At 72.4% G+C, this 26,755-nt stretch carries 26 protein-coding genes; 11 read left to right on the top strand and 15 right to left on the bottom strand.

Annotated features, from left to right (window positions below; genetic code table 11):
* The first annotated feature begins 46 nt into the window (after positions 1-46).
* From G339_RS0113655 to G339_RS37715, 3 genes are read left to right on the top strand one after another with little or no spacing between them, the layout of a single operon-like run.
* Positions 47-667: a DUF2975 domain-containing protein gene (locus G339_RS0113655; RefSeq protein WP_019631643.1), complete on the top strand. Its 621-nt coding sequence runs from the start codon at positions 47-49 to the stop codon at positions 665-667.
* Positions 668-892, top strand: coding sequence for a helix-turn-helix domain-containing protein (locus G339_RS0113650; RefSeq protein ID WP_026341420.1), 225 nt, complete (start codon positions 668-670; stop codon positions 890-892).
* Positions 893-917: 25 nt separating this feature from the next.
* Positions 918-1,376 carry a DUF3515 family protein gene (locus G339_RS37715; RefSeq protein WP_084693235.1) on the top strand — a complete coding sequence of 153 codons (459 nt, stop codon included), beginning with the start codon at positions 918-920 and terminating at the stop codon, positions 1,374-1,376.
* Between the two features lie 350 nt (positions 1,377-1,726).
* Here the strand turns inward: G339_RS37715 and G339_RS0113645 are convergent, their stop codons facing one another.
* Positions 1,727-2,626, bottom strand: a complete 900-nt coding sequence (locus G339_RS0113645) for a LysR family transcriptional regulator (RefSeq protein WP_019631641.1) — start codon at positions 2,624-2,626, stop codon at positions 1,727-1,729.
* Between the two features lie 269 nt (positions 2,627-2,895).
* On the opposite strand from G339_RS0113645, the gene G339_RS0113640 reads away from it, so the two are divergent.
* Complete coding sequence (locus G339_RS0113640) at positions 2,896-3,351, top strand: MarR family winged helix-turn-helix transcriptional regulator (protein WP_019631640.1); 456 nt, start codon at positions 2,896-2,898, stop codon at positions 3,349-3,351.
* Between the two features lie 78 nt (positions 3,352-3,429).
* Here the strand turns inward: G339_RS0113640 and G339_RS0113635 are convergent, their stop codons facing one another.
* Together G339_RS0113635 and dnaB are read right to left on the bottom strand one after the other, a co-directional pair.
* A complete protein-coding gene (locus G339_RS0113635; protein WP_019631639.1) occupies positions 3,430-3,909 on the bottom strand; it encodes a nucleoside deaminase in 480 nt (159 codons plus the stop codon).
* Between the two features lie 74 nt (positions 3,910-3,983).
* On the bottom strand, positions 3,984-6,584 hold the full coding sequence (gene dnaB, locus G339_RS0113630; RefSeq protein WP_019631638.1) for a replicative DNA helicase: 2,601 nt from the start codon (positions 6,582-6,584) through the stop codon (positions 3,984-3,986).
* 333 nt (positions 6,585-6,917) lie between these two features.
* Here dnaB and G339_RS0113625 point away from each other — a divergent pair, with 333 nt between their 5' ends.
* Both G339_RS0113625 and G339_RS38760 read left to right on the top strand, forming a co-directional pair.
* Positions 6,918-8,252: an MATE family efflux transporter gene (locus tag G339_RS0113625; RefSeq protein ID WP_019631637.1), complete on the top strand. Its 1,335-nt coding sequence runs from the start codon at positions 6,918-6,920 to the stop codon at positions 8,250-8,252.
* 91 nt (positions 8,253-8,343) lie between these two features.
* Positions 8,344-8,532 (top strand): hypothetical protein, encoded by a 189-nt coding sequence (locus tag G339_RS38760; RefSeq protein WP_157407646.1) that lies wholly within the window; start codon positions 8,344-8,346, stop codon positions 8,530-8,532.
* A gap of 371 nt (positions 8,533-8,903) precedes the next feature.
* Here G339_RS38760 and G339_RS39830 read toward each other — a convergent pair whose 3' ends face one another.
* From G339_RS39830 to G339_RS39410, 6 genes are all read right to left on the bottom strand, one after another.
* A complete protein-coding gene (locus G339_RS39830; protein WP_240489807.1) occupies positions 8,904-10,004 on the bottom strand; it encodes a peptidoglycan recognition protein family protein in 1,101 nt (366 codons plus the stop codon).
* 143 nt (positions 10,005-10,147) lie between these two features.
* Positions 10,148-10,594 carry a 50S ribosomal protein L9 gene (gene rplI / locus G339_RS0113610; protein WP_019631634.1) on the bottom strand — a complete coding sequence of 149 codons (447 nt, stop codon included), beginning with the start codon at positions 10,592-10,594 and terminating at the stop codon, positions 10,148-10,150.
* 16 nt (positions 10,595-10,610) lie between these two features.
* The gene (gene rpsR / locus G339_RS0113605; RefSeq protein ID WP_019631633.1) at positions 10,611-10,847 is read right to left on the bottom strand and encodes a 30S ribosomal protein S18; all 237 of its coding nucleotides are present in this window, start codon (positions 10,845-10,847) and stop codon (positions 10,611-10,613) included.
* Positions 10,848-10,916: 69 nt separating this feature from the next.
* The gene (locus G339_RS0113600) at positions 10,917-11,495 is read right to left on the bottom strand and encodes a single-stranded DNA-binding protein (RefSeq protein WP_019631632.1); all 579 of its coding nucleotides are present in this window, start codon (positions 11,493-11,495) and stop codon (positions 10,917-10,919) included.
* A 37-nt stretch (positions 11,496-11,532) separates the two neighbouring features.
* Complete coding sequence (rpsF, locus tag G339_RS0113595) at positions 11,533-11,823, bottom strand: 30S ribosomal protein S6 (protein ID WP_026341419.1); 291 nt, start codon at positions 11,821-11,823, stop codon at positions 11,533-11,535.
* Positions 11,824-12,009: 186 nt separating this feature from the next.
* On the bottom strand, positions 12,010-12,183 hold the full coding sequence (locus G339_RS39410) for a hypothetical protein (protein WP_019631630.1): 174 nt from the start codon (positions 12,181-12,183) through the stop codon (positions 12,010-12,012).
* Positions 12,184-12,383: 200 nt separating this feature from the next.
* On the opposite strand from G339_RS39410, the gene G339_RS0113585 reads away from it, so the two are divergent.
* The 3 genes from G339_RS0113585 to G339_RS0113575 all read left to right on the top strand — a co-directional run bounded on the left by G339_RS0113585 (position 12,384) and on the right by G339_RS0113575 (position 14,057).
* Complete coding sequence (locus G339_RS0113585) at positions 12,384-12,683, top strand: hypothetical protein (protein ID WP_019631629.1); 300 nt, start codon at positions 12,384-12,386, stop codon at positions 12,681-12,683.
* Between the two features lie 46 nt (positions 12,684-12,729).
* Positions 12,730-13,500 carry a deoxyribonuclease IV gene (locus tag G339_RS0113580; RefSeq protein WP_019631628.1) on the top strand — a complete coding sequence of 257 codons (771 nt, stop codon included), beginning with the start codon at positions 12,730-12,732 and terminating at the stop codon, positions 13,498-13,500.
* Between the two features lie 185 nt (positions 13,501-13,685).
* Entirely contained in the window at positions 13,686-14,057 is a 372-nt protein-coding gene (locus tag G339_RS0113575) for a DUF4190 domain-containing protein (RefSeq protein ID WP_019631627.1), read from the top strand.
* 25 nt (positions 14,058-14,082) lie between these two features.
* Here the strand turns inward: G339_RS0113575 and G339_RS33600 are convergent, their stop codons facing one another.
* Together G339_RS33600 and G339_RS0113565 are read right to left on the bottom strand one after the other, a co-directional pair.
* On the bottom strand, positions 14,083-14,541 hold the full coding sequence (locus G339_RS33600) for a barstar family protein (protein WP_019631626.1): 459 nt from the start codon (positions 14,539-14,541) through the stop codon (positions 14,083-14,085).
* Positions 14,538-14,984 carry a guanyl-specific ribonuclease gene (locus tag G339_RS0113565; RefSeq protein WP_019631625.1) on the bottom strand — a complete coding sequence of 149 codons (447 nt, stop codon included), beginning with the start codon at positions 14,982-14,984 and terminating at the stop codon, positions 14,538-14,540. Before G339_RS0113565 ends, G339_RS33600 begins: the two co-directional genes overlap by 4 nt.
* Positions 14,985-15,121: 137 nt before the next feature.
* Here G339_RS0113565 and G339_RS0113560 point away from each other — a divergent pair, with 137 nt between their 5' ends.
* Entirely contained in the window at positions 15,122-16,054 is a 933-nt protein-coding gene (locus tag G339_RS0113560) for a MerR family transcriptional regulator (protein WP_019631624.1), read from the top strand.
* A 118-nt stretch (positions 16,055-16,172) separates the two neighbouring features.
* Here G339_RS0113560 and G339_RS0113555 read toward each other — a convergent pair whose 3' ends face one another.
* The 4 genes from G339_RS0113555 to G339_RS33590 form a co-directional block, all read right to left on the bottom strand.
* Positions 16,173-17,366: a D-alanyl-D-alanine carboxypeptidase family protein gene (locus G339_RS0113555; RefSeq protein WP_240489821.1), complete on the bottom strand. Its 1,194-nt coding sequence runs from the start codon at positions 17,364-17,366 to the stop codon at positions 16,173-16,175.
* Between the two features lie 92 nt (positions 17,367-17,458).
* Positions 17,459-18,877, bottom strand: coding sequence for a glycosyltransferase family 87 protein (locus tag G339_RS0113550; protein ID WP_019631622.1), 1,419 nt, complete (start codon positions 18,875-18,877; stop codon positions 17,459-17,461).
* Positions 18,878-19,109: 232 nt separating this feature from the next.
* Positions 19,110-21,266, bottom strand: coding sequence for a transglycosylase domain-containing protein (locus tag G339_RS33595; protein WP_019631621.1), 2,157 nt, complete (start codon positions 21,264-21,266; stop codon positions 19,110-19,112).
* A gap of 816 nt (positions 21,267-22,082) precedes the next feature.
* Positions 22,083-24,668, bottom strand: a complete 2,586-nt coding sequence (locus G339_RS33590) for a transglycosylase domain-containing protein (protein WP_051107835.1) — start codon at positions 24,666-24,668, stop codon at positions 22,083-22,085.
* Between the two features lie 1,419 nt (positions 24,669-26,087).
* Here G339_RS33590 and G339_RS0113535 point away from each other — a divergent pair.
* Positions 26,088-26,714, top strand: a complete 627-nt coding sequence (locus G339_RS0113535; RefSeq protein ID WP_019631620.1) for a PadR family transcriptional regulator — start codon at positions 26,088-26,090, stop codon at positions 26,712-26,714.
* Positions 26,715-26,755: the final 41 nt, after the last annotated feature.

Genomic DNA, 26,755 nt, shown 5'->3' with positions numbered 1-26,755 from the left:
CTATCGAAAAGCGATATGCACGGTTCGTGCGCGTTGAGGGGGACTCATGACCGCGAAGCTCGGGTGGAGCCGGGGCGACAACCGGCTGCTGGAGGCGCTCCTGGCCCTGGCCGCCGTGCTCGTCGGCGTCTTCGGCGTGCTGATCCCGGCGCTCGGCGTGGTCGGCGCGGTCGGCCCGATCGACACCCGCGAAGTGACCCTCGACACCACGACCCGCCCGCCGTCCGCCGCCGTTCAGGAAGCGACGGACCACGGCATGACCCTCACGGGCACGCACCACGCGGACCTGGCGTTCACGAACCCCGACCTGTCTCAGCGCCTGCTACTCGCCCTACCGGAACTCGTCGGCGGCCTGTTCCTACTCCTGGTGCTGTTCCTGCTGTTCAAGATGGCCGCGACGCTGCGAACCGGCGATGTCTTCGTCCCGGAAAACGCCCGCCGCCTGAGCATCATCGGCGTCACCGCACTGGCCCAGGCCGTCCTCGCCCCGACGCTCCCGGCACTGACGACGCAAGTGCTCGTCCGAGGCACGTCCCTGGCAGACGAAATCCCGTTCTCGGTGACCTTCACCGGCGGATACGTCCTACTCGCCTTCCTCATTCTGGCGTTGGCCGAAGTCTTCCGACGCGGAACGAAACTACGCGCCGACACCGAAGGGCTGATCTAGATGCCACCGGAAGAAGAACACCGAGTACGAGTGCATCTGGACCGCCTACTGGCCGAACGAGGCATGACCCTCGCGGAACTCGCATCCAGAGTGGGCGTGACGGTCGTGAATCTGTCGGTCCTGAAGAACGACCGTGCGAAGGCGATCCGCTTCTCCACCCTGACGGCGATCTGCCGAGAACTGAACTGCCAGCCCGGCGACCTACTCAGCATCCGAACAGACTGACCCGCAGACCACCCAAGGACGCCCCATGAAGCTGGCCCCTGCCCGAACAGCCCTACTGGCCGTCTGCCTGACGGCCTGCGGAACCACATCCCACTCCTACAACGTCTCAGCGGCCCCCGGCGGCGAAACCCCAGCCTGCACAACGCTGATAACCAAGACCCCGACAAAACTGGCGGGCCGCACCCGCAAAACCTCCGGCCCCGAAGGAACTGCGGTCTGGGGCGACGGCGACGTAATCCTGCGCTGCGGCGACATCTCGAACGTCCCGCCATCGGCCCCTTGCTCGACGATGAACGGCGTGGCCTGGATCGTGAACGAACATAAATCCGAACACGGCGACAGAACGCTGCTCTCCTACGCCCGCACCCCCGCCGTAGAAATCACCCTCTCGAACCGTCTTAAGAATCAATCCGCCATCCTTCGGTATCTATCCACCACCATGCCCGCCCTCCCCGAACCCCCAAAATGCCCCAACGGTAATTGAGGCCGCCTTTCCGGCCGGGTCCGGGGGGTGGTGTGAGCGGGTCATTGGTTCCGGCGAACATGAGTGCGTGCGAAGCCGTGGCATTCTCGCCGAGCATGCCGAATGCGGACCGGGCGCGTGCTCGATGCGGTGCCCATGACTCACGCGGACGCGCACACGCGTCCGTGTCACGGCGGCCAATGGAACGTGCGCGGCGAATCGGACGGTGCGGTCGTGCGTGATCCCCGTCTTCGTCCTGGAGCCCGCCGACTGACCCGCACGCAGGCCACCGGACCCGGGGGCATGGTCGTGCGGCAAACTCCGTCCGCAAGGGTCGAAACAGCGCGGTCGCACCAGAACCCGCCCGCAGGTCACGGGGTCGTGGACGGCGCGTCGAAGACCGCACGGGCGTGTGCCGTCAAAGCTCGGGCGGCCGGGCTCAGCGGGCCGGTCTCGCGCCAGGCCAGGACGAGGCGGCCGCGCAACGCCCCGCCGTCGAGCGCGACCGACGCCCACGCGTCCGGGTGCGCCTCCGCGAGCGAGCGCGGGACGAGCGCGACGCCGAGGCCCCGCGACGCGATGCGCGCGAGCACATAGGGATCGGCGGCCTCGAACGCGACGCGCGGCGCGATCCCGGCCGCCGCGAAGCCGCGCTCCACGATGTCGCGCAGGCTCGTGCCGCGCGGCAGCGCCGCGACGTCGCGGTCGCGCAGCGCCGCCAGCGGCACGCTCCCGGCCCCGGCCAGCGGGTCGTCGGGCGCGACGACCGCGACGAGGTCCTCGTCCGCGATCACCCGGACGCCGACGCCCGGCGGCGGCTCCCCCGCGAGCCCGACGAGCACCAGGTCGAGCACGCCGCCGAGCAGGTCCCGCAGCAGCCCGGCGGAGTCGCCCTCCGCCAGCGTGATCTCGACGTTCGGGTGCGCGCGGTGGAACCCCGCGAGCAGATCGGGCAGCGCGTCGCCCGGCACGGAGGTGACCATCCCGATGGAGACGCGCCCCCGGACGAGCCCCGTCAGCTCGTCCACCGCCTCCTTCGCCCCCGCGACCGCCGCCAGCGCGGCGCGCGCGTAGGGCAGCACCGCCTCGCCCGCCGCCGTGGGCCGGACCGTCCGCCCGGTCCGGTCGAGCAGGGGCTGTCCGAGTTCGCGTTCGAGCAACCGGATCTGCGCGCTGATGCCCGGCTGCGCGACGTGCAGCCGCTCGGCCGCGCGCGTGAAACCCCCTTCCTCCACGACCGTCACGAAGTACCTGAGGCGGCGCAGTTCCATGCCGACGATCCAACCACCGCCGCCTTTTCGAGGGCCCCGCGCCTCGGCGCGGTGTCGCGCACCTTGCGGACGGCGGGCAGCGTGACCCCAGCGCCTCCGCACGGACCAGCAGCTCGCCGGGGCCGGGCCGGGGGACGTCCGCCTCCTCGACGCGCAGGCCTCCGGGGCCGCCGTGCTCGTGGTGGCGGATGCGTCGCATGGAACCTCCGAGTTCATTGGGTTGCCCAACAATATCATGGGGGAACCCAATGAATCGCTATCCTCGTCCCATGCCCGACGCTCCCACCGCGCCCGAGTCCATCCGCGTCCTGCCGAGCTGGCTGCTCGGCCGCGCCGCCGCGCGCGGCCACCGCCTCGTCGCCGCCGCGCTCGCCGAGGCGGACCTGCGGATGACGCACCACGCCGTCCTCGCCGCCGTCGCCGAACGCGCGCCCGTCTCCCAGGCCGACCTCGGCCGCAGCCTCGGCATCGACCCGAAGGACATGGTCGCCGCCGTCAACGACCTCCAGCGGGCTGGACTCGTCACCCGCGAACCCGACCCCCGCGACCGCCGCAAGAACTCCATCGCGCTGTCCCCGGAGGGCGAGCGGCGGCTCCGCACGACCGAACGGCTCGGCCGCGAGGCGAACGAACGCCTGGTCGCCGCCCTCGACCCCGCCGAACGCGCCCAACTCCTCGCCCTCCTGGCCCGCATCATCGACCCCGAGGAACCCTGCGTTTCCTAGGGTCCGTCGCAAAGTGCCCCAGCCACAGCGCGAGTGCGTCAACTGGCGAAGCGATGTCGCCCTCGCCAAAGTCCGGCGCTAGACCACGCTGTGGAAGCGGCGGTGCAGGGCGTGGACCTCCTCGTCCAGGCCCGGCACCGGTCCCTCCACGACGATGCCGGGGGCGACGTCGTTGACGGGGAGCGGGCGGACGGGCGGCGCGGCCGCGCCGAGTTCGGCGAGCCACGCCGTGAGCTGCGCCGACGAGCTGACGTACACGATCCGCCGCAACCCCACCCACGCGTGCGCCGCCGCGCACATCGGGCAGTGCTCGCCCGACGTGTAGACCGTCGCGGCGGCCCGCTCGGCGGGCGTCATGTTCTCCGCCGCCCAGCGCGCCAGCGCGAACTCCGGGTGGCGGGTGCGGTCGCCGTCGGCGATGCGGTTGCGGTCCTCCGCGCGGACGGACCCGTCGGCGTCGACCAGCACCGAGCCGAACGGCTCGTCGCCCGCCGCCAGCGCCTCCGCCGCCAGTTCCACGCAGCGCCGCAGATGCCGCAGCTCGGACTCCTCGATCATGTCCGCCCCCTTCGTCCGTTGATCATCCCCATCGTGCCCCACGCGGCGCGATGCTCCGGACGGCCGCGGACGGGCTACTGGGCCATGTCCACGAAACGGCTGTAGTGGCCCTGGAACGCCACCGTCACCGTCGCGGTCGGGCCGTTGCGGTGCTTGGCGACGATCAGGTCCGCCTCGCCCGCGCGCGGCGACTCCTTCTCGTAGGCGTCCTCGCGGTGCAGCAGGATCACCATGTCCGCGTCCTGCTCGATCGACCCGGACTCGCGCAGGTCCGACACCATCGGCTTCTTGTCCGTCCGCTGCTCGGGGCCGCGGTTGAGCTGCGACAGCGCGATGACCGGCACGCCCAGCTCCTTCGCCAGCAGCTTCAGCGACCGGGAGAACTCCGATACCTCGACCTGCCGCGACTCCACCCGCTTGCCCGACGACATGAGCTGCAGATAGTCGATGATCACCAGGCGCAGGTCGTGCTGCTGCTTCAGGCGGCGGCACTTCGCGCGGATCTCCATCATCGACATGTTCGGGGAGTCGTCGATGAACAGCGGCGCCTCGGCGACCTCGCTCATCCGGCGGGCGAGGCGCGTCCAGTCCTCGTCCTGCATCGTGCCGGACCGCATCGCGTGCAGCGCCACCCGCGCCTCGGCGGACAGCAGGCGCATCGTGATCTCGTTGCGGCCCATCTCCAGGCTGAAAAACGCCGAGGTCAGGCCGTGCCTGATCGACGCGGCGCGGGCGAAGTCGAGCGCGAGCGTGGAATTGTGCGTCGGGACGCAGGAGCGGCCCGCAAGGTACATGTGGTCGGCGTTGTCGACCTGGACGCAGCGCACCGGCACGCTCGGGACGGGCCGCACCGCCGTGATCGTCCGCACGCCGCGCCCCGCCGCGACCGCCACCCGGAACCCGCCGGGCGCGGCGGCCACGACGACGCGGCGACCAAGACCCAGCGCCAGCTCCCGGACGTCCTCCGCCAGCGCGCGATCCGCGCAGGTGAACACGTCCGCCCCGCCGAGCAGCCCGCGCAGCAGCGCCGCGCGCTGCTCCCGCGAGGCCCGCAGACACTCGACCGGCACCCGCCCGGCCGCCCGCGCGGCCAGCCGCACCCCGAGCGCGTACGGGTCCTCGCCCAGCGGGACGCGCGGCAGCTCGAACGCCCGCCCGTCCACGACCGCGTGCCGCACCCCGGCCCGCAGATCCGCCGCGATGGCCCGCGTGGTGGTCACCGACTCCACGCCGACGCGCCCGCCAACCTCCAAGCGCCCGGCCCGTGCGGATTCCGCGCGGACGTGCGCGCCGACTTCCACGCGCCCGGCCCGCACGTCCGCCGCGACGGCTTGCACGGTGGTCACCGCATTTGCGCGGGTATGCGCGTCGGCCTCCGCACGCCCGGCTTGCAGATTCGCCACGACGGCTTGCACGGTGGTCACCGCGTTTGCCCGAAGATGCGCGTCGACCTCCACGCGCCTGGCCCACACGTCCGCCGCGATGGTTCGCGCAAGTTCCGCGCGGACATGCGCGCCAGCGCCCGCGCGCTCGGCCTGTGCGTCCGCCGCGATGACCCCCATGAGCGCCGCCGACTCAGCGCGGAAGTGCGCGTCGACCTCCGCGTGCCTGGTCCGCGCGTCCGTCGCGATGGTTCGCAGGGGCGTCATCGCGGCCGGGCGGTGGTGCGTGGCGCCGTGGGCGTTTCCGGTGCGGCCTGTGTGTGCGGGCCGCCGGAGGGCGCGGTCGCCGCGTGGTTCCGGCGCGCCCGCGCGCGCGGCTTTCCGCGACGGCGCGGCCGGGCGGGCGGACGCGACCGTCCGCCACTGGTGCTCGGCGTCCGCGATGATCCGCTCGCCGTCGGAGAACTCGACCTCGTAGCACGGCCGCCCCGCCATGACCTCGGTCGCCGCGACGACCCGCGTCGGCCGTCCGTCCGCGCCGATCAGATGGTCCCCGACGCGGACCGCGCCCATCGTCGTCCAGCCGCCGGGCGTCGGCAGCGGCGTGTCCAGCGCGAGGGCCTTGCCCATCGCGGGCCGCGCCGCGACGACGATCATCTGCCCGGAGTGCAGCCCGTTGGTCAGCGAGTCGAGGTCGGCGAAGCCGGTGGGGACGCCGGTCATCTGCCCGCCCCGGCTGCCGATCGCCTCGATCTCGTCCAGCGCGTCGGGCATGATCTCGCTGAGCGGCAGATAATCCTCGCCGGAGCGCTTCTCGGCGATGGCGAAGACCTCGGCCTGCGCGCGGTCCAAGACCTCGTCGGCGTCGGCGCCGTCCGCCGCGTAGCCCATCTGGACGATCCGGGTGCCCGTCTCGACCAGTTTGCGCAGCACCGACCGCTCGCGGACGATCTTGGCGTAGTAGCCCGCGTTCGCCGCCGTCGGGACTGACGAGATCAGCGTGTGCAGGTACGGCGCGCCGCCGACCCGCCCGATCTCACCGCGCTTGGTCAGCTCGCCCGCGACCGTCACCGCGTCGGCGGGCTCGCCCCGGCCGTACAGGTCCAGGACGGCGTCGAAGAGCAACTGGTGCGCCGGCCGGTAGAAGTCGGCCGTCCGCAGGATCTCCACCACCTCGGCGATGGCGTCCTGGGACAGCAGCATGCCGCCGAGCACGCCCTGCTCGGCGGTGATGTCGTGCGGCGGGGTGCGCTCGAACTCCTGCTCCTGCGAGCCGAGATCGGTCACGCTCATGCCGCCCCCTCACCGGACGGCGGCGTCCCCGTTCGCCGTCGCCCTACCGTCCGTCCCACGTCTATCCCGAGCGTCTGACATTCTCCGGGCCCCCGCGCCCCCGGGGCAAAGAGCCCTGTGGAAAACCTGGGGACAACCTGTGCAGACACGCCGGTCAGGCTGTGCAGGACCTGTGGACGACGCTGTGGACAGTCCGACGAGTCTCCCACACGAACCGGGCTGACCTGCACGGACTTCGTCCACCGGCTGTGTGCGAAAGAAACTTCGGGCGCATGGTGAGGTAAGGGATAAAATGGGAAGGTCGGTTACAAGTCACGCCGGGTGAGGAGAATCATGGCCGCCGCCCCGCCCCGGCGGCACCTCGGCGCCCGCGACCGGGAGATCCTGCGCCTCGCCGTCCCCGCCTTCGGCGCGCTCGTCGCCGAACCCCTCTTCCTGCTGTCGGACTCCGCGATCGTCGGCCGCCTCGGCACCGCGCCGCTCGGCGGACTCGGCGTCGCCGGGCAGATCCTCAGCACGCTCGTCTACCTGTGCGTGTTCCTCGCCTACGGGACGACGGCGGGCGTCGCGCGGCGCGTCGGCGCGGGCGACCTGCGCGCCGCCGTCCGGCAGGGCGTGGACGGGATCTGGCTCGCGCTCGCCATCGGCGCGGTCGTCGTCGCGGCCGGGCTGCCGCTCGTCCCCCGGCTCGTCGAGCTGTTCGGCGCGTCCGCCGACGTCGCGCCGCACGCCGCCGCGTACCTGCGGGTCAGCCTGTTCGGCGTGCCCGCGATGCTCGTCGTGCTCGCCGGGACGGGCGTGCTGCGCGGCCTCCAGGACACGCGGACGCCGCTGCTCGTCTCGATCGGCGGCTTCTCGGCCAACCTCGCGCTGAACGCGCTGTTCGTCCTCGGACTGCACTGGGGCATCGCCGGGTCCGCGTGGGGGACGGTCGTCGCGCAGAACGCCAGCGCCGCCGTGTACGTCGCCGTCGTCGCGCGCGCGGCGCGGCGGCACGGCGCGTCCGTCCGGCCCGACGCCGCCGGGCTGCGCACCGCCGCGACCGCCGGGGTGGCGCTGCTGCTGCGCACGGCGGCGCTGCGCGTCGTCCTCGTGGTCGGGACGTCCGTCGCGGCCCGCATGGGCGACCCGCAGCTCGCCGCCTACCAGGTCGGCTTCCAGGTGTGGACGCTGCTGACGTTCGCCCTCGACGCCATCGCCATCGCCGGGCAGGCGATCACCGGGCGCTGCCTCGGCGCGGCCGACGCCGCCGGGGCGCGCGCCGCGACGCGGCGGATGGCGGCGTGGGGCGTCGGCTGCGGGATCGCGTTCGCGCTGCTCGTGCTCGCGGCCCGGCCGCTGCTGCCCGGCCTGTTCAGCGCCGACGCCGACGTGCGGCACCTGCTCTTCTCGTCCCTGCTCGTCGTCGCGCTGCTCCAGCCCGTCGCGGGCGTGGTGTTCGTCCTCGACGGCATCCTCATCGGCGCGGGCGACGGGACGTACCTCGCGTGGACGACCGTCCTCGCCACCGCCGTCTTCCTCCCCGCCGCGCTGCTCGTCCACAGTTCCGGCGCCGGGCTCGTCGGACTGTGGACGGCGATCGGCCTGTGGATGACGACACGCCTCGTCACGCTCGGCGCGCGGGCGCGCGGCGGGGCCTGGCTGGTCACCGGCGCGGTCCGCGACTGACGGCGACCCGGCCGCGTCCCTGCCCCGACCCGGTCGCGCGCGCACCGCCGAACCCGGACGCAACGACGATCACTCTCGCTACGATTCGAACATGTGTTCCAGCTACGGCGAGCGGATGGCCCGGCTCCACCAGGCGATCGACGACCTCGCGGCCGAGAGCCTCGCCGGGCTGCCCCCGGACGTCCTGGCGGAACGCATCGCCCTCCTGTGGACGCTCGTCGAGACCGTCGACCCCGACATCGCCCGCCGCCGAACCCGCTACGACGGCCCGCGAACCTGAACCTGGAACGTTCGCTTCACCGGCCCCAAGTCCCAGCGCGAGTGCGCTGCCCGGCCGGCGAAGCAGGCGGACGCGAGCCTCCCCACCCAGACCGCGAAACACCACACCCCTAGCAAGTCGGTGAAGCCCGAGCCGCCAAGCGAACGGGACGTCGACAACGCGCCCTAATCCCTGCGCATCGACCGCACCATCGCGCGACGTCCCACCCAGAACACGCCCCCGCGACCCGTCCGCCCGGACCGTCCGCTCCGCGCTGCGGACTGCCGCGCGGATCACCGCGCGCGGAATCATCCCCGCACCGCGCCACGGACCGCGCTCGCGAAGGCCGGAGCCGTCGGGCGAGGGCCGTGGGCCGCACTTCGGAACACCACCTAATCCCTGCGCATCGGCACATCCACCGCGCCATCGCGCGACGTTCCGTCCAGAACGCGCCCCCGCGACCCGTCCGCACCGCCGCCGCGCCGGCCTCGCCGCGACGGATCATCCGCCGCATCGCGCCACGGACCGCGCTCACCGCGCGCGTCACCGCGCGGCGGGCCGTCCGGCCCGTCGCCGGGCCTGCCGTGCGGGTCGCCGCGCACCGCGCTGTCCGCCCCGCGAGCGGGTGGCTGGTCCCTCGTGCCGTGCGGTGGGTCGTTCGGGGTGCGCCGTGGGGCGTCGTGTTTCAGGTGGGCGGTCGTGTCGTGCGGTCGGCGGGCGAGGTCTTCGGGGTCGTCCGCGAGGCCGGCGAGGAGTAGGGACACGCGGTGGCGCAGGCGGGGCAGGCGGGCGTAGAGGACGTCGCCCGGGCAGTCGGTCTCGCACAGGTCGCGGTGGCCGACGATCGCCTCGTCCGGGTCCAGGCCGTAGCGGGCGCAGAGCCACGCGCACGTCGCCGCGAGGGATTCCCACAGCGCGGCGGGCACGTCCGCGGTCATGTACGTGCCCTCGTTCTCGATGCCGATCGTGTGCTCGTTGTGGTGGAGCGCCTGCGCGCCCACGGTCAGCCGCCCCGCGCGGATCGACGCGAGACTGCCCTTGCGGCCCTCCATGACGTGCCCGCCCCGGCTGATCGTCAACTGCTGCCCGATGTCGGCCCAGCCGCGCTCGTCCATGTGGAACCGCTGCACGGTCCGCGACAGCTCGTACGCGTGCTCGACGGACGTGTCCGCGACGTTCGCGCTCTCGGTGTGGTGGACGACGATGCGGTCCGGCGCGCGCCCGAGCACCCGGATCTCCCCGGTCGGCGGCACAGCCTTCCACAGCTCGCGCGACGCGACGACCGGCCGCCGCACCCCGCCGCGCGCCCCACCACGAGCCCCACCACGGGCCCCGCCGCGCGCCCCGTCCGCCCGCGCCGAATCCGCCCGCGCGACGCCCGCCCCCGGCGAGCCCGGCAGCAGCGGCGCGGCGGCCACGCCGAACGCCGCGAGTCCTCCCAGCACCAGGCGGCGCGTCGGCGTTCCGCCGGTCTCCTCCCCATGCGTGACCACGGTGTCCCCCCGTCCGTCATGATCCTTTACGGACGGTAACCCGGCGCCCGGCCGGTCCCCGCGCAATTGATGATCTTGGGCGTTGCGCCCGGAAACGCGAAACGGCCGGACCCCCCGAAGGGAGCCCGGCCGTGAGAGCGCGGTCAGGCGGAGACGACGTTGACGTCGATCGTCGCGTTGACCTCGGCGTGCAGCCGGACGCTGACCTGGTGCGTGCCGACGGTCTTGATCGGGTTCCCGATCTCGATCCGGCGCTTGTCCAGGTCGGGCCCGTCGGCGGCCTTGACGGCGTCGGCGATGTCGGCGGCGGTCACCGCGCCGAACAGGCGGCCGTTGCTGCCCGTCCGGGTGCGCAGCGTCACCTTGATCGACTTGAGCCGGCCGGCGACCTCCTTGGCGTGCTCGACGGTCGCGATCTCGCGAGCCGAACGCGCCTTCTTGATAGAGGCGACCTGCGACTCCGCGCCCCGCGTCCACTTGATCGCGAACCCGCGCGGGACGAGGTAGTTGCGGCCGTAGCCGTCGCGGACCTCGATCACGTCACCGGGCTCGCCGAGCCCGGACACCTGCTGAGTCAGGATGAGCTTCATGTCGCGTCTTCCTTTCTCAGCGCGCGGTGCTGGTGTACGGCAGCAGCGCCATCTCGCGAGCGTTCTTGATCGCCGTGGCGACGTCGCGCTGGTGCTGGGTGCAGTTGCCGGTCACGCGGCGGGCACGGATCTTGCCGCGGTCGGAGATGAACTTGCGCAGCAGCCCGGTGTCCTTGTAGTCGACGTAGGAGATCTTCTCCTGACAGAAGACGCAGACCTTCTTCTTGGGCTTGCGGGGAGGTGGCTTCGCCATCGTGGTGCTCCTTTGGGAGAGCCCCGCTCACGCGGGAATGGACGTGATTACTGGAATGTGGTTCGCCGGTTAGAACGGCGGGTCGTCGGAGTAGCCTCCGCCGCCGCCCCCACCGGAGGACCAGGGGTCGTTCGCCGGGCCGCCGCCCGCGGGAGCGCCCTGGCCCCCGCCGAAGCCGCCGCCCGGACCGCCCTGACCGCCGCCGAAGCCGCCGCCCTGGTCGCCGCCGAAACCGCCGCCGCCACCGCCCGGACCGCCGCCGAACCCGCCGCCGCCACCCTGCCGCTGCGCCTTGTTGACCTTGGCGGTCGCGTTGCGGAGGGACGGGCCGACCTCGTCGACGTCGATCTCGAAGACGGTGCGCTTCTCACCCTCGCGCGTCTCGTACGAGCGCTGCTTGAGCCGGCCCTGCACGATGACGCGCATCCCGCGGGTGAGGCTCTCGGCGACGTTCTCCGCGGCCTGCCGCCAGACACTGCAGGTCAGGAACAGCGACTCGCCGTCCTTCCACTCGTTGGTCTGGCGGTCGAAGCTGCGCGGCGTCGACGCGATGCGGAACGACGCGACCGCCGCGCCGCTCGAGGTGAAGCGCAGGTTCGGGTCCTCGACGAGGTTCCCGACGATGGTGATTACGGTTTCGCCTGCCATGGGGCTCGCTCCGGCTGATGAGAGGGCTGAGCCAGACTCAGTGGACCTCGGGGCGGATGACCTTGGTGCGGAGGATCGACTCGCTCAGGTTGAGCTGACGGTCGAGCTCCTTGACCGTGGCAGGCTCAGCCGACAGGTCGACCACCGCGTAGATGCCTTCGGACTTCTTCTGGATGTCGTACGCCAGCCGGCGACGGCCCCAGATCTCGACCTTCTCCACGCTGCCGCCGCCGTCCTTGACGACCTTCAGGAACGGGTCGAGGGCCGCACCGGCGGTGCGCTCGTCGATGGCCGGGTCGAGGATGGTCATGAGTTCGTAACGACGCATGCTGTGTCCCTACCTCCTCTGGACTGATGCGGTCACGGTCTCTCCGTGACAGGAGGGCTCTTGCGTCCGCCGCGGCGGGCCGACCGACCCCGGATGGGGGCGACCTGCCGCGGGACCGGTACAGGCTACCAACTGTCCCGCGGTGGCCGGGCGCGGTCCGCGCACGTCGCGGCGGGCGCGGACGCTCTAGTGCCGCGCCGCGGTGCGGGCCTGCCCGCAGCCGGACCGGTTCCGGCGGCGCTCCAACTCGGCCATGATGTCGGCCATCCGGGCGCGCATCCTGGCGGCCTGGGTCGTCAGCATCGACAGTTCCTCGACGAGCTCCGCGTCGCCGATGACCGCGAGTTCACTCTCCCTCACGTGCGAACACCTCCCGGCTCGTCCCCGCTTCCCCTCGGGGGCGAGACCCTCATCCTCGAATCCGTGTTCGACGTTACCGGGTGCCGCCGACACTTCCTCCGCGGCGCCGCCGATTGACGACGGATCTTTCGGGCATCTCTACTGAACCGGCGCGGGACAGCGCGCCGCGCCGGCGTCCTTCGTCGGAAAGAGGTGTCCGGATGACGCAGCACACGACCGGGGCCGCGGGCTCGCGCGCCGCCGAGTACCGGCGGATCACGGCCCGCCACAACGCCATCGCCGGGATCGCCCTCGTCGTCGGGCTCGCGGCCCTGGTGCTCGGGTTCGTTTCGGCGACGCACTTCGCCGGGCTGGTGCTCGGGATCATCGGCCTGCCCGTCGCGCTCTACAACCAGATGATGTCGGTGACGACCGGCCAGCGGTGGCTGAACGTGATCGGGATGGTCGGCTCGTTCGTCGGGGCGGGCTTCGCGCTGCGGCACGGCGGCTTCTCCATGTGAGCTTCCGTGTGACGCACCGGGCGTGGGCCCGGATACCCTCGGACGCATGCGCATCGGAGCCCACGTCGATCAGACCCGGCCGATCGAGAGCGCCCGCGAGCGCGGGGCCGAGGTCGTCCAGTTCTTCCTCGGCGACCCGCAGGGCTGGAAGAAGCCCGAGCTGCCGGAGGGCATCGAGGCCGTCCGGGACTCCGACGTGGACGTGTTCGTCCACGCGCCGTACGTCATCAACGTGGCGACGTCCAACAACCGCATCCGCATCCCGAGCCGCAAGCTCCTGCAGCAGCAGCTCGACGCCGCCGCCGGGATCGGCGCGCGGGCGCTGATCGTCCACGGCGGGCACGTCCTGAAGGACGACGACCCCGAGAACGGCTTCGAGAACTGGCGCAAGGTGTTCGAGCGCCTGGAGACGCCGATCCCGATCTACATCGAGAACACCGCGGGCGGCGGCAACGCGATGGCCCGCAAGTTCGAGCGGATCTCGCGGCTGTGGGAGGTGCTGTCGGGCGTCACCGACATCGACTCCAAGGTCGGGTTCTGCCTCGACACCTGCCACGCGCACGCGGCGGGCGAGGAACTGGTCGACGCGGTCGACCGCATCAAGGCGATCACCGGGGGCATCGACCTCGTCCACTGCAACGACAGCCGCGACGCGTTCGGGTCCGGGGCGGACCGGCACGCCAACCTCGGCAGCGGCACTATCGACCCCGAGCTGATCCTGGCCGTCGTGCGCGGGGCGGGCGCGCCCGTCGTCGTGGAGACGCCGTCCGCCGGGCAGGCCGACGACATCTCCTGGCTCCGCGGCAATCTGGCCTGATCGGGCCGCCTCCGGATTTTCCGGCGCGCGGGGAACCGGCGTGACGGACCCCGCATCTAACATCACGGTAGGCCGGGGGGCGACAAACACCTTCCGGCACGTCACACTGGCATAATCCGGAATCCAGCCCCCCAGCGCACGCGTCCGGCGAACGGCGGCAGGCGCGCGACCCGATCAGGATGCCCATGTCGAACCCGTACGACCCCTACGGTCAGCACGACCCCTACGGCCAGTACTCGCAGCAGCCCGCGCCCGTCCAGCACCACTACTACGGCGGCGGCCCGCCCGTCCAGCCGGCGACCAACGGCATGGCCACGGCGTCGATGATCCTCGGGCTCATCGGCATCCTGTTCTGCGGTTTCACCTCGGTGCTCGCGATCATCTTCGGACACGTCGCGCAGAGCCAGATCAAGCGCACCGGCGAGGGCGGCTCCGGCATGGCCGTCGCGGGGCTCGTCCTCGGCTACATCGTCACGGGCATCTGGCTGATCGTCTGGATCTGCTACTTCATCGGGGCCATCGCGCTGTTCGGCGCGAGCAGCGGCTCGACGTACTGACGTCCGGCCCGGATTCCGGCGCGGTTCAGGCCAGTTTCGGCACCCCGGCGACCTCCGTGGCGGCGCTCGGCAGCAGCACCGTCATGGGGGTCGCCGTGTCGCGCCACGCCTCCACGGCCTCGCCGAAGACGGCCAGGGCCGTGCGGAAGACCGGCTCGTCGCTCCCGGCCAGCTCCGTCCACGCGTCGTAGACGACCAGGGAGCCGTTCGCGGCGGGCAGCCAGGACAGGTCCCGCAGGCATTCCTCCAGGGCGTCCCAGTTCTGGCCGAACCAGTCGGGGAACGCGAACGTCTCCGCGCAGTGGCGCAGGAACGCGGCCCGGTTCCGGATGAGGTGGCCGTCCAGGTAGAACGTGCGCCAGCCCGCGCGTTCCGCCGGTTCGCGCCAGGTCCCGCGCCCGGCCGCCGCCGACCGCCACTGGTAGACGCCGGGTTTCACCCGTCCCGCGACGACGTCGGCGACGAGGCGGTGCGCGTCCGTCACCGGTGGCCTTTCCACAGGACGCGGACGAAACTGCGGTAATGGTCGCCGCTGTAGTAGCGCTCGCCGTTCTTTCCGGAGACGAGCCGACGCGCTCCCCGGTCCTTGGAATGCGGGGTCGGGACCGTGTACTCGTGGTAATAACCGCGTGGCTCGCGCGGGAGAATCCGCTCACGGTTCTGGAAGACGACGCCGTCCTTCGGATACGGGAACGGGCCGCCCTCGTCGATGAGCTTCAGCGTCGCCACCGCCTCCTTGGGCAGCTTGTCCGGCGAGACCTCCGGCAGCGAGCCCGACCGGGTCGGCGCCGCCGCCGTCGCGGAGTGGCGGACGCCGGTGCGGCCGTCGGCGGCGCTCAGGCCGCCGTCCGTCCCGCACGCCCCGGCGCCCAGCAGGACGGCCGCGGCGAGCGCGCCGCGCAGTGCCCGTACGGTGTTCGCGGTCATGGTGCATCCCCCAGACTTTCGGCGATCGTCGCACAGCGTTTCCGCCGGGCGCACCGCCCACGCGTTGACCAGGCATGACGTCGCGACCGAGTAAGGGACTTGAGTCTCCACCGGGTGGAGGCCGGAAGGTCGGGGGCATGGACGACGCGCTGTTCACGATCGGGGACCTGGCCCGGCGGACCGGGCTGCCGGTCCGGACGATCCGGTTCTACTCCGACCGCGGGCTCGTGCCGCCGTCCGCCCGCACGCACGCGGGCTACCGCCTGTACGACGCCGCGGCGGCCGCCCGGCTCGACCTCGTCCGCACGCTCCGCGACCTCGGCCTCGGACTGCCCGCCATCCGGCGGGTCCTCGACCGGGAGAGCACGATCGGCGAGGTCGCCGCGGCGCACGCCGACGCCGTGGACGTCCAGATCAGGACGCTGCGGCTGCGGCGGGCGGTGCTGCGCGCGGTGGCCCGCCGCGATCCCGGACCCGAGGAGACCCATCTGATGAACAAGATCACCGAGCTGTCGGACGAGGAGCGCCGGCAGATCATCACCGACTTCGTGGAGGCGACGTTCGCGGGGCTGGACGTCCCGTCCGAGCTGCCGGACGCGATGCGCGCGGCGGCGGCCGACCTGCCGGACGACCCCGGGCCCGACCAGCTCGAAGCGTGGATCGAGCTGGCCGACCTGGTCCGCGACGAGGACTTCCGGCGCAGCGTGCGGCGGATGGCCGAGTACCAGGCGGCGGAGGCCGCGCGCCCGGACGCCGCTTCCGTGGACGAGCGCGCGCTCGGGGAAGCCGTGCGGGAGCGCGCCGACGCGGCGGTCGCCGCCGGGATCGAGCCCGGCTCGGCCGCCGCCGGGCCGGTCCTGGACGAGTTGGTCGGGCTGTTCGCCGACGCGTACGGCCGCGCCGACGACGCGGGGTTCCGCCGATGGCTCCTGGAGCGCGCGGAGATCGGCAACGACCCGCGCGCCGAGCACTACTGGCGGCTGATCGGGCGCATCAACGGGTACGGGCCGTTCCCGTCGTCCTCGGGCGCGTTCACGTGGCTGATCGAGGCGCTGCGGTCGCGGGTGTGAGGCGCACGGTCCCGCGTGGGGCGTCCATGTTCGGACGGCCCACGCGGGGCTCCGCGCGAGGGTCGCGCGCGAGGTCCCTGCACGGGGGTGCGCGCGACGACGTGCTGTGGGGGATGTTTCACGTGGAACGTCCGGATCTGCGGGCGAAGCCCCAGTTCAGGGCCTTGCGGGCGTCCACGAAGCGGGCGCGGCTGTTGAGGACGATGCCGATGAGCGTCCGGCCGCGGCGGCGGGCCGAGAACAGCAGGCTGTAGCCGGCCGCCTTGGTGTAGCCCGTCTTGATGCCCGTCATGCCGGGGTAGGTGCCGAGCAGGGCGTTCGTCGTCCGCCAGACGTAGCGGCGGTGGTCGCGGGTTCCGGGCAGGACGTGGGCGGTCTGCCGGACGATCCGCGCGAACGTCCGGGACCGCAGCGCGCGGCGCGCGAGGACGACCTGGTCGCGCGCGGTCGACGCGCCGGGGTGCGGGGGCAGTCCGGCGGCGTCGCGGTAGTCGGTGTCGGTCAGCCCGAACGCGCGGGCCAGCGCGTTCATCTTGGCGAGGAATCGCTTCGGGCCGGGCCCGTACGCGTCCGCGAGCGCCGCCGCCGCGTCGCAGCCGGACGGGAGCAGCAGCGCGTACAGCAGTTCGCGCGCGCTGATCCGGTCCCCGACGCGCAGGGCCGCCGACGAGCCGCCGCGCGAGTCGGAGTACTTCCGGTGCCGGGCCTTGATCTGGATCTTCCGGTCGAGGCGGCCTTCGTGCAGGACGACGAGCGCGGTCATGACCTTGGCGATGCTGCCGATGGGCCGCCGCACCCGTGACCGCCGCGCCCACAGCGTCCGCCCGGCCGTCGCGTCGTACAGCAGCCCGGCCGTCGCGCCGATATGCGCCGTCCGCGCCCCGACCGCGGCACGCCCGGCCCCCGCCGCAGGCGCGGACCCCAGACCCGGCCCGCTCTTCACGACCCGCGCGGTTCTTTCGGCTGACGCCGGGCGGCCGCCGGTCTGCGCCGCGCGCCAAGTCCGCATCGCCCCCTTGACCTGAGCGATCCACGCGGCCTGCGTCGCGTAGCCGCCGGTCTGCACGGTGCGCCGAGCCTGCGTCGCTCCCCCAACCCGCGCGGTTCGCGCGGCCGGGGCCGGGTGGCCGCCGGCCTGCGCGGGGTGCTGAGTCCGCGCCGCCCGCTCAAGGTGCGCGGTTCGGGTGGACTGCGGGGGCGGTGCGCTGGGGGCGGTTTGTTCGCCGGTGGGCCCGGTGGCGGTCGCGGGTGGGGCGTCGAGCGGGGTGACGGGCAGGACGGCGGCGAGGGCCAGGGTGAGGACGCGGCGCATGATCAACTGCGTCCCCTGGCGGTTCGCGGGTCACACGCCGGTTCCGAGAAATTGACCCGGCGCGCACCGGGCGCGCACGTTCGCCGGGCGGGTCAGGGCGCGGCGGACGTCACCGGTTCGCGGTGCGGCGACGGGGCGCGGAGGCGGGCGAGGCTGAACCGGTCCTCCGCGCCGTCGAGGACGCCGCCCGCCGGGTCGTCGGCGCCGTCCGTCCGGACCGCGTCCGACGACGGCCGCAGGATCTCCACCACGACGAGCACCGCCAGCAGCGCCACCGTCGCGAAGCGGGCCAGCAGCGCGAGCGTGTAGACGGACTGCGAGACGCCGCCCTCGGGCGCGTGCAGGTGCGCCGCCGCCGACAGCGTCGCGGACAGGCCCGAACCCTCGCTCTGCAGCGTCACCGACAGCAGGTACCACCAGATCCCGAAGAAGTAGACGACCTCCCCGGCCTGCCACAGCACGAACGCGGGCAGCTTCGGCCGCGCGAGCACGACGAGCGGCAGCAGCCACAGGACGTACTGCGGCGACCAGACCTTGTTCGGCAGCATGAACGCGATGAGGACCAGCAGCATGAGTTGCGGCAGCCGCGGGCGGCGCGGCGCGCACAGCGCCAGCACCGCGATCCCGGCGGCGAGCACGAGGAACGTTCCCGTGCCCAGCAGGTTCAGCGTGTCGTGCTCGGTCGCGGCGGACAGCCCGTGGTCCTGCAGGACGAAGAAGATCGAGCCCCAGTCGATGCCGCGCTCCTGGCTGAACCGGTAGAACTCGAACCAGCCGTCCCACGCGAACAGCATCACCGGCACGTTCACGACCAGCCAGGACGCGGCCGTCCCGGCGAGGAGGCGGCCGAGCGCGCGGAACCGTCCCGCCCGCAGGCACAGCAGCACGAGCGGGCCGAGGAACAGCAGCGGGTAGAACTTCGCCGCGACGGCCAGGCCGAGCAGCGCGCCCGCCAGCGCCGGGCGGCGCGCCGACCACGCCCACAGCGCCAGCGCGGACAGCGCGACGGCCAGCAGGTCCCAGTTGATCGACGCGGTGAGCAGCAGCGCCGGGGACAGCGCCACCATGAGGCCCGCCCGCAGCGAACGGCGGCCCGCGACGTACGCGGTCGCGAGGACGGCGGCGATGGCGAGCAGCCCGAGCAGCCCGACCGTGACGTCGTAGAACGCCATGCCCCGGTCCCCGACGCCGAACGGCTTCACCAGCAGCGCCACGACCTGCATGAAGAACCCGCTGAGCACCGGGTACTCGACGTAGTGGATGTCGGTGCCGCTGAACGAGTCGAAGTAGGGGACCTTCCCGTCCGACAGGCCGCGCGCGAAGTACAGCGGGTAGACGTCGGTGTAGCACCCGTTCGTCGTCGTCTTCACGAAGTCGAACCCGGCGCGGGCGCACGGCTGCTTCTGCAGCCAGCCGAGCAGGCAGACGAGCGCGGCGGCTCCGGTCAGGACCGGGACGAGCCGCGCCGCGCGGCCGGGGGCGGGCGACGGAACGGGGTTCGGCGAGGCCATGCCAGCAAGACTAGGGGCGCACCGCCGCCTGGACGACCGCCCGCCCGACCCGAGGACAGATCAACACGACCCGGACACGAAAATGCTCGGCCGCAGACTCGGCCGGACGCGGCATGGCCGTCCCTGCGACCTGAGCGCGGGAGACCGCGCACGGCATAGGGCACGGCCGTGCCGTCGCCGGACACGACCGTGCCCCGGCCGTTGGGGGCCGGGGCACGGGAACGGGAGGCGGTCAGCGGCCGCTGCCGGGGCCGTCCGGTTCCTCGTCCTTGCACGCCGCGTTGCCCGGGTGCTGCGCGCACCACCAGCCCGGGGCCGGATCGCCCGGCGGCAGGTTGGGGTTGCAGCCGTCCGGCCGTCCCATCATGTTGCAGGGCTGGCCGGTGGCCGGGGGCGACGTCGGGGTCGTCGGCGTCGTCGGGGCGGTCGGCACCACCTTGCAGGGCTTGCCGTCGGCGGTCTCGCCGTCCTCGCCCGGGCGGCAGTTCGGCGTCGTCTCCGGCGTCGGCTTGGTGCTCGTCGTCTCGCGCGGCTTGGGCGCGGCCCAGTCCGCGACGGTGCCGACGTTCCCGGGCGGCGGGAGCTGCTCGATCTCCTTGCCCTCCAGCGCCTTGGTCATGAAGCGCTGGAACGTCATCGCGGGGACGTCACCACCGTAGATCTGGGAGTAGCCGCCGATGCCCTTCAGCGACAGCCGCTTCTTCCCGTCCTTGGTCTCGCGCCACATCGCGACCGCCGTCGAGAGCTGCGGCGTGTAGCCGACGAACCAGGCCGACCTGTTCATGTCGGTCGTACCGGTCTTGCCCGCGACGGGCCGGGCGCCGAGACTGGCCTTCGTACCGGTGCCGGACGTGACGACGGCGCGCATCGCCTTGGTGGCGTCGCCCGCGACCTCGGGGGAGAAGACCTCCTTCTCCTTGTACGGCAGCCGCTTGATGATGTTGCCCTTGGCGTCCGTGATCTTGCTGATGACGTGGACCGGGATGTGCTTGCCCTCGTTGGCGAACGTCGAGTAGACGGACGCCATGTTCACCGAGGTGACGTCGAAGGGACCGAGCGGCAGCGACAGGCGGTTCGCATTCAGTTCCGGCGTGTCGGCGGGAATTCCCATCTTCTTCGCCATCGTCACGACCTTGTCGAGGCCGACCTTCTGGCCGAGGTCGACGTAGGCGGTGTTGATGGAGTGCTGCGTCATCTGCACCAGGTTGTAGACGCCGTTCTCCGACGTCGAGTCGTTCGTGGGCGCATAACCGCCCGGGAAGACCCGCCGATAGGCGCCGTTCACCGTCGTGTTCAGGCTGATTCCCTGGTCCAGCGCGGTCGCCAGCACGACCGGCTTGAACGACGAACCGGGCTGCACCGCGCCTTGGAACGAGTCGTCGAACTGCTGCTTGGTGAACCCGGGGCCGCCGTAGGCGGCGACCACGCCGCCGGTCTTCGGATTGACGGCCGTGAGCCCGAAGTGGATCAGGCCGTCGAGGTTGTTCTCGGCCTTGACCTGCTTGACGAGTTTCTGCGTGTAGTTCTGCAGCTCCTCGTTGAAGGTCGTGTAAATGCGGAAACCACCGCGCGCGAGGTCCTGGTCGCTGATGTTGAGCGCCGCCAGCTCGTTGCGGACGCGCTGTTCGAGGTACCCGGTCTGGCCGGTGTTCTGGACGTCGCTCCAGACCTTCACCGTCTGCGGGAATTTCTGCTGCGCCCGCTCGGCCTCGCTCAGCCAGCCTTCCTTGACCATGCCGTCGAGCACGTAGTTCCAGCGGTAGATGAGCGCCTTCTTCGCGGGCTGGCTGTCGGGGCCGGTCGTCACGAAGTAGCCGGGCCGCTGGATCATCGCGGCGAGCAGCGCGGCCTGGTTGACCTTCAGGTGCTTCACGTCGGTGCGGAAGTAGGCGCGGGCCGCCGCCTGAATGCCGTACGAGTCGCGGCCGAACGCGACCGTGTTCAGATACAGGTTGAGGATCTCGTCCTTCTTGCGCTCGTTGCCCAGCCGAATGGAGATCAGGATCTCCTTGAGCTTTCGGCTGACGCTGCGCTCCTGGCTGAGTCCCGCGTAATAGTTGCGCGCGAGCTGCTGCGTGATCGTCGAACCGCCCTGGACGTCACCGCCGGTCGCCGTCTTGAAAAGGGCGCGGGCGACACCGGTCGGCGAAACTCCGGGCTCGTGCTCGAAACCGCGGTCCTCGGCGGCGAGCACCGCCTTCTGGACGTGGTCGGGGATGTCCTTGAGCTTGACGTCCTCGCGCTTGGTACCGATGCGCGCGAGCGGCGTCTTCCCGTCGTCGTAGTAGATGACCGACTCCTGCGCGACGGCCGCCGCCTGCGTCGCCGCCGGGATCGGCGTCTTCCAGTAGGCGACGCCGACGAGCGAGGCGAGAGCCAGGATCAGCACACCGCAGATGGCCAGCGACGTCTTCCACGATGGGACGTAGCGCCGCCAACCGGTCTTCTGGGGCTTCTTGTCCTTCTTGGACCGCCGACCCTCGTCGTCGTCGCCCCAGAAGCCGTCATCCGGACCCTTCGGGCCACCGGGACCACCGGGCGGCCCGCCTGGACCGCCTCCGCGCGGCCCGCCCGGCCCGCCGGGACCGCCCGGACGGCCAGGGCCGCCCGGGCCGCCGGGACGGCCGGGCCCGCCCGGTGCGCCGGGAACGCCTGGAGTGTTGCTGCGCTGCTGAGGGCCGCCCGCCCGGCGTCGGCCGCCCGGGGGTCCGCCGCGCTGGCCGGCGCCGCGTTGACCGGCGGCCCGCCGACCGCCGCCGCCGCGCCGCGCGGGACGCCCGCCCGGACGCGGCGCGCGCCCGGGCGTCGGGGAGTCGCCCGGGTTGCCGCCGGGGGCGCCGGGGCGTCCGGGTCCACCGGTCCCGTCCGCCGGGGGACGGCGGGGGCCCTGTCCGCGGGGGCCCCCGTATTCGGGTCCGAATTGGCTTCCGTTACTCACGCGACCTCATCAACTGGGGTACGGCTGTGCGTCGTCCGAGGGTACTGCCCATGTGGCACCGAGGGGTCAAGACCCGTGCGACCAGGCGATATCGCCCGGTGACGGACGATCGGGACCGTCGCTTCCGGGCCCGGTCCGGCCGGGCCGCCGGAACCGCCGGAAAGGTCCGCCGGTCCGTGGGACCGTTCCGAAATCGTCGCGGCGACCCCGCCCGGCCGACCGACGCGCCGCGCGCCCGCCGGACCGGGGCCCGGGGGCGCGCCGCGTTCAGCGGGCTCGTCGTTCCACATCGAGGGGTATCCGTCGAACGTCCTGCTGGAAATTCGGCCAGCCCGGGAAGCCGGGACGGCCGGGCCGCCCGTTGCGGCACTGCCGGTTGTCCGGGTGCAGCGAGCACCACCACGACGGCGGCGGGTTGGACGGCGGCTTGTTGGTGTCGCAGTCGGCGTTCCCGATCGGCGACGTGCAGGGCGGCTTGTTCCCGTGGTCGCCGCCGTTGCCGCCCTTGCAGCGCGGGTCGATGCCGCCGAGCGGCCCGTCGCACCATTCCGGGCGGTCGTCGTGCTTGGGCGGCTTGTAGCGCTCCGCCCACTTCTGCGGGGTGCCGACGTTCGCCGGGGGCGGGAACTGGTCGACGGGCGTGCCCGCCGTCGCCTTGGCCATGTACGCGTGCCAGATGCGGGCCGGGACGCTGCCGCCTTCGACGACCGCGCCATTGATCATCAGCGTCTTCTTCTTCTCGTTATACATCGTGACGGCCGTCGAGATCTTCGGCACATAGCCGATGAACCAGCTCGCGACGTTGTTGTCCGTCGTCCCGGTCTTGCCCGCGACGGGACGGTCCGGGAGCGCCGCCGCGACGCCCGTCCCGCCCGGCTTCACGACGCCCTGGAGGGCGTACGTGAGGTCGGCGGTGACGTCGGCCGGAAAGGCGTCCTCCCGCTTCTCCCAGCTCAGCGCCTTGACCCGTCGTCCCTCACGCGTCTTCGCATCCCGGACGACGTGCGGCTGGTAATAGGTGCCGCCGTTCGCGAACGTCGCGTACCCGGCGGCCTGCTCGACCGGGCGGATGTCGTTGATGCCGAGCGTGAGGCCGAGCTGCCCCTTCTTCGCGTACGGCTCGACCATCGGCGACGCGACGCCCGCGCTCTCCGCCGCCTTCGCGATGTTCGCGACCCCGACCTTGCCCGCGAGCTGGTAGAACGCGCTGTTGGTCGATTCCTTGATCGCCTGGAGCAGGTCGATGCCGCCCTTGGACGAATGGCTGTTGGGAATCGGCCCCTGGCCCTTGCCCTTGGGGACCACGTTCCCGTTGCCGTCGAAGTAGAGACCGGAACGTCCTTCGACCAGGCTCTTGAGGCTGTAGCCCTTTTCCAGCGCGGCGGCGAGCGTGTACGGCTTCATCGCGGAACCGGCCTGCGCCGAGCCGAGCCAGACGTTGTCATAGGAGTCGTCGAGGTAATTCGACCCGCCGTAGATGGCCTCGACCTCGCCGTTGCGCGTGTTCACCGACACGAGCCCGAGCTGGACGTGCTGCTTGTTCAGCTTCTTCGGGTTCACGCCCGGCACGGTCTTCTCGACGGCCCGCTTCGCCGCGTCCATCTTCTTCTTGTCGAACGTCGTGTAGACGTGCATGCCCTGCTCGACGACGGTCTTCTCGTCGATGCCCTGGCGGCCCAGCTCCGTCAGCGCGCGCTTGATCATGTAGCCGCGCTGGCCGCCGAACACCTCCGGGCCGCCCATCGGCTTCGTCGTCGGGACCTTCTGGGCGTACTTGTCGTAGTCCGCCTGCGTGATGGCCTTCGCCTGGCGCATCCCGTCCAGGACGTACAGGTACCGCGCCTTGGTCTGCTCGCGGATCTTCGCGTCGTCGTTGCGCGGGTCGAGACGGCCCGGCTGGTTGATGACGGCGGCGAGCAGCGCGCCCTGGTCCGGGGTCAGCCGGCCGACGTGCTCGCCGAAGAACGCCTTCGACGCCGCCTCAATGCCGTACGCGTTGCGCCCGAAATAGATCGTGTTCAGGTACAGCTCGAGGATCTTGTCCTTGCTGCCGAGCTTGTCCTCCAGCTTCAGCGAGATGAACAGCTCCTTGAACTTGCGGCTCATCGTCCGCTTGTCCGTCAGGTAGTAGTTCTTCGCGAGCTGCTGGGTGATCGTCGAGCCGCCCTGCGTGTCGCCGCCCGTCAGGTTGTTCCACACCGCGCGGCTCAGGCCCGTGACCGAGAAGCCGCTGTCGGTGCGGAAGCTGCGGTTCTCGGCGGCGATCACCGCTTCCTGGACGTGCCGGGGCACCTTGTCGAGCGTGATCAGGTCCCGGTTCTTGCCGAGGCGGCCGATTTCGGTCTTGCCGTCGGCGTAGTAGAAGATCGCGGACGTCTTGGTCGCGTCCGCGTTGCCGGTGTCCGGGACGGGCGTCTTGGCGTACGCGACGCCGACGAGCGTCGCGAGCCCGGCGACGCCGAGCCCGAAGCCGCCGAGGACGACCTTCCACGACGGCAGGTAGCGCCGCCAGCCGGTGTCCCGCGACCGCAGGAAACCCGCCAGCCGGAACTTCTTGGGCTCGTCGGGACCGTTCGGGCCGCCGGGGCCGCCAGGCCCGCCCGGACCGCCGTTGCCGGGACCGCCGGGACCGCCGTTGCCCGGGCCGCCTGGCCCGCCCGGACCACCGAAGTTCCCCGGACCGCCCGGCCCACCGGGACGGCCAGGCCCGCCGGGACCGTTGGGACCGCCAGGACGACCAGGCCCGCCGGGGCCACCGGGACCACCGGGACCGTTCGGACCGCCTGGGCCACCCGGCCCGCCAGTATCGCCCGGACCGCCAGCGCCACCGGGGCCGCCGAAGTTGCCGGGCATGCCGAACTGCCCCGGCGTGTTCGGGCCGCCGGAACGACCGGGTCCGCCCGGGACGGGCGCGCCGCCCGGCGGACCGCCGGGAGCGCCGAATCGACCCGGGCCGCCGGAACCCTGCGGCCCGCCCGGACCGTTCGGGCCGACCGGACCGCCGGGAGCAGCACCCGGCCCGCCCGGCTTGTTCGGTCCGCCGGCGCCGTGAGATCCACCTGGACCACCGGTGCCACTCGTCTTACCCGGCCCGCTCGGACCGTCAGAACCGCCCGGACCAACCGGGACGCTCGGGCCGCCGGGGACGCTCGGGCCGACGCCGCCGCCGCGCGGCCCCGGAGCGCCGGGTCCGCCAAGACCGCCAAGACCGCCAAGACCAGCGGAGTCCTTTGACCCGCTCGGACCGCCGAGGGCGGCCGGCCCGGCAGGGGTGCCGGGACCGCCCAGCCCGGAAGGGCCGCCCGAACCCCCCAGCTCAGATGGGCCGCCCGAACCGCCCGGACCGGAAGGGAAGCCGGGTCCGCCCGGCCCGGATGGGCCTTCGGGTCCGCCCGGGCCGCCGACCGGCGCGCCCAGCGGCATCGCGCCGCGCGCGGGGCGGGCCGGGGCCGGGTCGCTGAGGCGGGGCGGACCGGCGGGCGCCGCCGGGGGCACGCCCGGGAATCCGCCCGGTGCGCCCGGCGCGCCGTCGCCGGGGCGGGGCGCGGCGGGCGGCGGTCCGGTCGGCTCGCCGGCCCGGCCGGGCCGGGGCTGCTGGTCTCCGGCGCCCGGCCGCGGCGACCCGGGTTCTGGTCGGGGCTGGCCTGGATTACTCACGCGACCTCGATCGACAGGGGACTTCGGGGCTCCGTCGTCCGGAAGGGTACTTGGCCCGACCGCTGGGCGAGGGGCGGGTGTCGCACGGGTGAACCCCGCGAGTCCGGACGCGCGCCGCCCGGAGGGGAGCGTGCGGCGCGGGTCGGGCGTGTCCGTCCGGTACGGCCCGCACGCGCCGGACGACAAGCGCCGATCGCCACGGGCTGATCACCGGGGGCCGATCGCCCACGGCCGGTCAGCGCAAGCCGACTCGCCACGGACCAGCCGACAAGCGCCGATCGCCACAGGCCGATCGCCACGAGCCGACCACCGCAGGCCGGCCCACGAACCGGTCCACGAGCCGGTCGACGCTGACCCGCCCGGTCCCCCGAGGGCCGGAGCCCGCCCAGGGACCGTGCCCAACCCTGGCATATTTTGCCCCGATAAGCCCCATATTCCCCTGTTTCTAACCCCTGACCAGCGGAAACGTGCCGGGAGAGTACCCCCGCGACCCCCGTCACAGGCCGGGTGACTTGCCAGGACTCGCGGCAGTACGTATCTTTCAGATGTATCGAGTCGATACATTCGCTCGATACATCAAGACGAGACATCGGCACTGCGGAAGCGAGACGCGGCATGGCGGGCAAGAAGGGCGCGGGAGTACTCGAACTCGCCGTCCTCGGCCTGCTGCACGAGGCTCCGATGCACGGGTACGAGCTGCGCAAGCGGCTCAACGCCCTGCTCGGCATGTTCCGCGCCTTCTCCTACGGGTCGCTGTACCCGTGCCTCAAGCAGCTCCTCGCCAAGGGGCTGATCACCGAGGACCGCCCGGAGGACCGCGACGGCACCACCGCCGCGCTGCCGCTGCAGAGCAGGCGCTCGAAGATCGTCTACAAGCTCACCGCCGAGGGCAAGGAGCGTCTGCAGGACCTCCTGACCGAGGCGGGGCCGGCGTCCTGGGAGGACGAGGGGTTCGGCGTTCACTTCGCCTTCTTTTCGCACACCCGGGCCGACGTCCGCCTGCGCATCCTGGAGGGGCGCCGCAGCCGGCTGGAGGAGCGCCTCGAGAGCGTCCGCTCCGCGCTGGCGCGGACCCGCGAGCGCGTCGACACGTACACGCTCGAACTCCAGAACCACGGGCTGGAGTCCGTCGAACGCGAGGTCCGGTGGCTCAACGAGCTGATCGGGCGCGAGCGGGCGGAGCAGGAACAAGCAAGAACGTCGAATACGACTCAGGACATGCCTCGGGAGACGGGCCGCTGAAGTCGCGGCCCGGCCCCCTCGGGGACGGGTGAAGAAACACC

Source organism: Actinomadura atramentaria DSM 43919 (assembly GCF_000381885.1).
Lineage (GTDB): Bacteria > Actinomycetota > Actinomycetes > Streptosporangiales > Streptosporangiaceae > Spirillospora > Spirillospora atramentaria.
Note: the sequence above shows the minus strand (reverse complement) of the source record. Positions and strands in the feature narration are given on the sequence as shown.

Excerpts from the sequence above, each read along its gene's own strand:
- G339_RS0113655 (WP_019631643.1), top strand. The coding sequence starts at position 47 with ATGACCGCGAAGCTCGGGTGGAGCCGGGGCGACAACCGGCTGCTGGAG.
- G339_RS0113650 (WP_026341420.1), top strand. The coding sequence starts at position 668 with ATGCCACCGGAAGAAGAACACCGAGTACGAGTGCATCTGGACCGCCTA.
- G339_RS37715 (WP_084693235.1), top strand. The coding sequence starts at position 918 with ATGAAGCTGGCCCCTGCCCGAACAGCCCTACTGGCCGTCTGCCTGACG.
- G339_RS0113645 (WP_019631641.1), bottom strand. The coding sequence starts at position 2,626 with ATGGAACTGCGCCGCCTCAGGTACTTCGTGACGGTCGTGGAGGAAGGG.
- G339_RS0113640 (WP_019631640.1), top strand. The coding sequence starts at position 2,896 with ATGCCCGACGCTCCCACCGCGCCCGAGTCCATCCGCGTCCTGCCGAGC.
- G339_RS0113635 (WP_019631639.1), bottom strand. The coding sequence starts at position 3,909 with ATGATCGAGGAGTCCGAGCTGCGGCATCTGCGGCGCTGCGTGGAACTG.
- dnaB (WP_019631638.1), bottom strand. The coding sequence starts at position 6,584 with ATGAGCGTGACCGATCTCGGCTCGCAGGAGCAGGAGTTCGAGCGCACC.
- G339_RS0113625 (WP_019631637.1), top strand. The coding sequence starts at position 6,918 with ATGGCCGCCGCCCCGCCCCGGCGGCACCTCGGCGCCCGCGACCGGGAG.
- G339_RS38760 (WP_157407646.1), top strand. The coding sequence starts at position 8,344 with ATGTGTTCCAGCTACGGCGAGCGGATGGCCCGGCTCCACCAGGCGATC.
- rplI (WP_019631634.1), bottom strand. The coding sequence starts at position 10,594 with ATGAAGCTCATCCTGACTCAGCAGGTGTCCGGGCTCGGCGAGCCCGGT.
- rpsR (WP_019631633.1), bottom strand. The coding sequence starts at position 10,847 with ATGGCGAAGCCACCTCCCCGCAAGCCCAAGAAGAAGGTCTGCGTCTTC.
- G339_RS0113600 (WP_019631632.1), bottom strand. The coding sequence starts at position 11,495 with ATGGCAGGCGAAACCGTAATCACCATCGTCGGGAACCTCGTCGAGGAC.
- rpsF (WP_026341419.1), bottom strand. The coding sequence starts at position 11,823 with ATGCGTCGTTACGAACTCATGACCATCCTCGACCCGGCCATCGACGAG.
- G339_RS0113585 (WP_019631629.1), top strand. The coding sequence starts at position 12,384 with ATGACGCAGCACACGACCGGGGCCGCGGGCTCGCGCGCCGCCGAGTAC.
- G339_RS0113580 (WP_019631628.1), top strand. The coding sequence starts at position 12,730 with ATGCGCATCGGAGCCCACGTCGATCAGACCCGGCCGATCGAGAGCGCC.
- G339_RS0113575 (WP_019631627.1), top strand. The coding sequence starts at position 13,686 with ATGTCGAACCCGTACGACCCCTACGGTCAGCACGACCCCTACGGCCAG.
- G339_RS0113565 (WP_019631625.1), bottom strand. The coding sequence starts at position 14,984 with ATGACCGCGAACACCGTACGGGCACTGCGCGGCGCGCTCGCCGCGGCC.
- G339_RS0113560 (WP_019631624.1), top strand. The coding sequence starts at position 15,122 with ATGGACGACGCGCTGTTCACGATCGGGGACCTGGCCCGGCGGACCGGG.
- G339_RS0113555 (WP_240489821.1), bottom strand. The coding sequence starts at position 17,366 with ATGCGCCGCGTCCTCACCCTGGCCCTCGCCGCCGTCCTGCCCGTCACC.
- G339_RS0113550 (WP_019631622.1), bottom strand. The coding sequence starts at position 18,877 with ATGGCCTCGCCGAACCCCGTTCCGTCGCCCGCCCCCGGCCGCGCGGCG.
- G339_RS33590 (WP_051107835.1), bottom strand. The coding sequence starts at position 24,668 with ATGCCCGGCAACTTCGGCGGCCCCGGTGGCGCTGGCGGTCCGGGCGAT.
- G339_RS0113535 (WP_019631620.1), top strand. The coding sequence starts at position 26,088 with ATGGCGGGCAAGAAGGGCGCGGGAGTACTCGAACTCGCCGTCCTCGGC.